This is a genomic window from Arthrobacter sp. Y3223164, assembly GCF_059091005.1.
The window spans coordinates 1-2,962 of record NZ_JBNHGF010000343.1; the positions used below are offsets into that span (position 1 = coordinate 1).

Consider the following 2,962-nt stretch of genomic DNA (forward strand, 5'->3'; position numbering starts at 1 on the left):
GCCCGTCGAAGGCGCCGCCGCCGGGAACCGAATCCAGATGGCTGCCGGTGACCAGGGCGCCGGGCTGCGGCTCGCCCCACCACGCCCAGATGATGCCGTTGCGGTCCGTCTCCACGCCCAGCCCGCGGCGTTGGGCCTGTTCGATGAACCAGTCGCGCAGGCCCAGTTCCGCGCTGGAATAGACCGGCCGCGAGTACCCGCCGCGTTGCGCGTCACGGCCGACGTCGGCAATGGATTCCAGGAGGGAGGACACAGTTTCCATCTGCGCCTACTTGCCCATCGGGATGTGGATGCCCCGTTCGGCCGCGACCTCGACGGCGCGGTCGTAGCCGGCGTCCACGTGGCGGATCACGCCCATCCCCGGATCGTTGGTCAGCAGCCGCTCCAGCTTCTGCGCCGCCAGTTCGGTGCCGTCCGCCACCGACACCTGGCCGGCGTGGATGGAGCGGCCGATGCCGACGCCGCCGCCGTGGTGGATGGACACCCAGGTGGCCCCGGAGCTCGCGGCGGTCAAGGCGTTCAACAGCGGCCAGTCCGCGATGGCGTCCGAGCCGTCGGCCATCGCCTCGGTCTCCCGGTACGGCGAGGCGACGGAGCCGGAGTCCAGGTGGTCGCGGCCGATCACGATCGGCGCCGAGACCTTGCCCTCGGCCACCAGCCGGTTGAAGAGCAGCCCGGCCTGGTGGCGCTCGCCGTAGCCCAGCCAGCAGATGCGCGCCGGCAGCCCCTCGAACTCCACCCGCTCGGCCGCGGCATCCAGCCACCGGTGCAGGTGCTCGTTCTCCGGGAACAGTTCCTTCAGGGCGGCGTCGGTCACCTCGATGTCCTTCGGGTCGCCGGAGAGCGCCACCCAGCGGAACGGGCCCAGTCCCTCGCAGAACAGCGGCCGGATGTAGGCCGGGACGAAGCCCGGGAACTCGAAGGCGCGCTCGTAGCCGCCCTTGCGTGCCTCGTCGCGGATCGAGTTGCCGTAGTCGAACACCTCGGCCCCGGCGTCCTGGAACTCGACCATGGCCTGCACGTGCCGGGCCATGGACGCCTGCGCCTTCTTGGTGAAGCCGACCGGATCGGCCTGGGCCTCGCGCTGCCAATCCGCCACGGAAATGCCTTCCGGCAGGTACGACAGCGGATCGTGGGCCGAGGTCTGGTCGGTGACCACGTCCACGGTGATCTCGCCGGCCCGGTGCCGGCGCAGGATCTCGGGGAACACCTCCGCCGCGTTGCCCACGTAGCCCACCGACCAGCCGCGGCCTTCTTCCTTGGCCTTCATGGCCTTCGCGACGGCGGTGTCCAGGTCGGTCTCCACCTCGTCCAGGTAGCGTTTGCCCACGCGGCGGCGGAGCCGGGCCTCGTCCACGTCCACGATCAGGCAGGCGCCGTCGTTGAGGGTGACCGCCAGCGGCTGGGCTCCGCCCATGCCGCCGCAGCCGCCGGTCAGCGTCAGCGTTCCGGCCAGCGTGGGCGACGCGGTCTTGCCGGCCTCGTGCAGCTTGGCGCCGACGGCGGCGAAGGTCTCGAAGGTGCCCTGCAGGATTCCCTGGGTGCCGATGTAGATCCAGGACCCGGCCGTCATCTGGCCGTACATCATCAGCCCTTCGGCCTCCAGGCGGCGGAATTCCGGCCAGTTGGCCCAGTCGCCCACCAGGTTCGAGTTGGCGAGGAGCACGCGCGGGGCCCAGGGGTTGGTGCGCAGCACGCCCACGGGCTTGCCGGACTGGACCAGCAGCGTCTCGTCGTCTTCGAGTTCCGCCAGCGTCTTGACGATCGCGTCGTAGGCTTCCCAGGAGCGTGCGGCGCGGCCGGTGCCGCCGTAGACCACCAGGTCCTCGGGGCGTTCCGCCACTTCGGGATCCAGGTTGTTCATTAGCATCCGGAGCGGAGCCTCGGTCTGCCAGCTCTTGGCGGTGAGGGTGGTGCCCCGGGAAGCCCGGATGCGGCGGGAAGGGTCGTGCTGGGTGAACGTCATCGTCATGCCCTTTCTGGCGTGGAGGTACTTCTCTGGTTATGTTCTTCGGTCCCATTGGCCGCCGAGCCCTCCGGCGCGGCGAAGAGCGTGCCGGCCTGTTCGGCCAGCAGCAGCCCGAATTTTTCGGCGGCCTCTGCCGTGGTGCGGTAGCTGGGCGCGACGATGCTCACCGCGGCAACCACCTTGTCGCCGGCGAAGACGGGGGCCGCGACGGCGGTGACGTCGGCCTCCACGCTGTCCGCCTGCACGGTGTACCCGCCCCGGCCAACCTGTCCGCTGAGGGCCGCCCCGGCCGCGCTGCCCGCCATCGGGAAGGTCCGGCCCACCCAATTCACGTGCCGCACGGTATGGGTGCCCTCTTCGATGGCTATGTACAGCCCGTGGTCGTTGCCGGCGGTCACGCTCAGGTACGCCGACTCCCCGGTCTGGTCCACCAGGCTCCGCAGGACCTCCCGGCCCGCATCCACCAGCGACTCGTGGCTGAGCGCCTGGACACCCAACTGCACCATCCGGAAGCCCGGCCGGTAGAGCGCGTTGTCGCGTTTCGCTGCGAACCCGTTGGCTTCCAGCGTGCGCAGCAGGCGCAACGCGGTCGACGCCGACAGGCCCACCGCCTTGGCCGCATCGGCGAGCTTGACGCCGTCGTGCTCGCAGACGATGCGAAGCAGCGCCAGGGTGCGGTCCGCCGCCCTGGTCGTAGGATCCGCTGCCGTTCCTGACGCCATGCCTGCTCCTCGGTAACCATCCAATGTTGCAGCCAGTAAAACATCAATTTCATGCAGCGGCAAGGAATAAGCAAAAAACCCTTGACCCCGGCAGCACGGATGGGTAGCTTCAGGTAGCAAGCCACGCTCGTTTTACTGATCGAAACAGGTATGCCGCGTACCGGCAGAAACAAGGAGATCCTGATGCGCCCATTGATGTCCGCGGCCACCGCGCCCCGCCGCCCCCTGCTGGCCACCGCCTCGGCTGCGGTGCTGGCCGGCGCCCTCCTGC

Annotated in this window: 2 protein-coding genes and 1 pseudogene; all 3 read right to left on the reverse strand. The window is 69.6% G+C overall.

All coding sequences use genetic code 11. The features are described from left to right. A pseudogene (locus AC5RUJ_RS13730) lies at positions 1-262 on the reverse strand (allantoate amidohydrolase); the annotation flags it as partial. A 6-nt stretch (positions 263-268) separates the two neighbouring features. Beyond that, positions 269-1,966, reverse strand: a complete 1,698-nt coding sequence (hutU, locus tag AC5RUJ_RS13735) for a urocanate hydratase (protein WP_494128322.1) — start codon at positions 1,964-1,966, stop codon at positions 269-271. Between the two features lie 2 nt (positions 1,967-1,968). Continuing rightward, a complete protein-coding gene (locus AC5RUJ_RS13740) occupies positions 1,969-2,691 on the reverse strand; it encodes an IclR family transcriptional regulator (protein ID WP_494002501.1) in 723 nt (240 codons plus the stop codon). Positions 2,692-2,962: the final 271 nt, after the last annotated feature.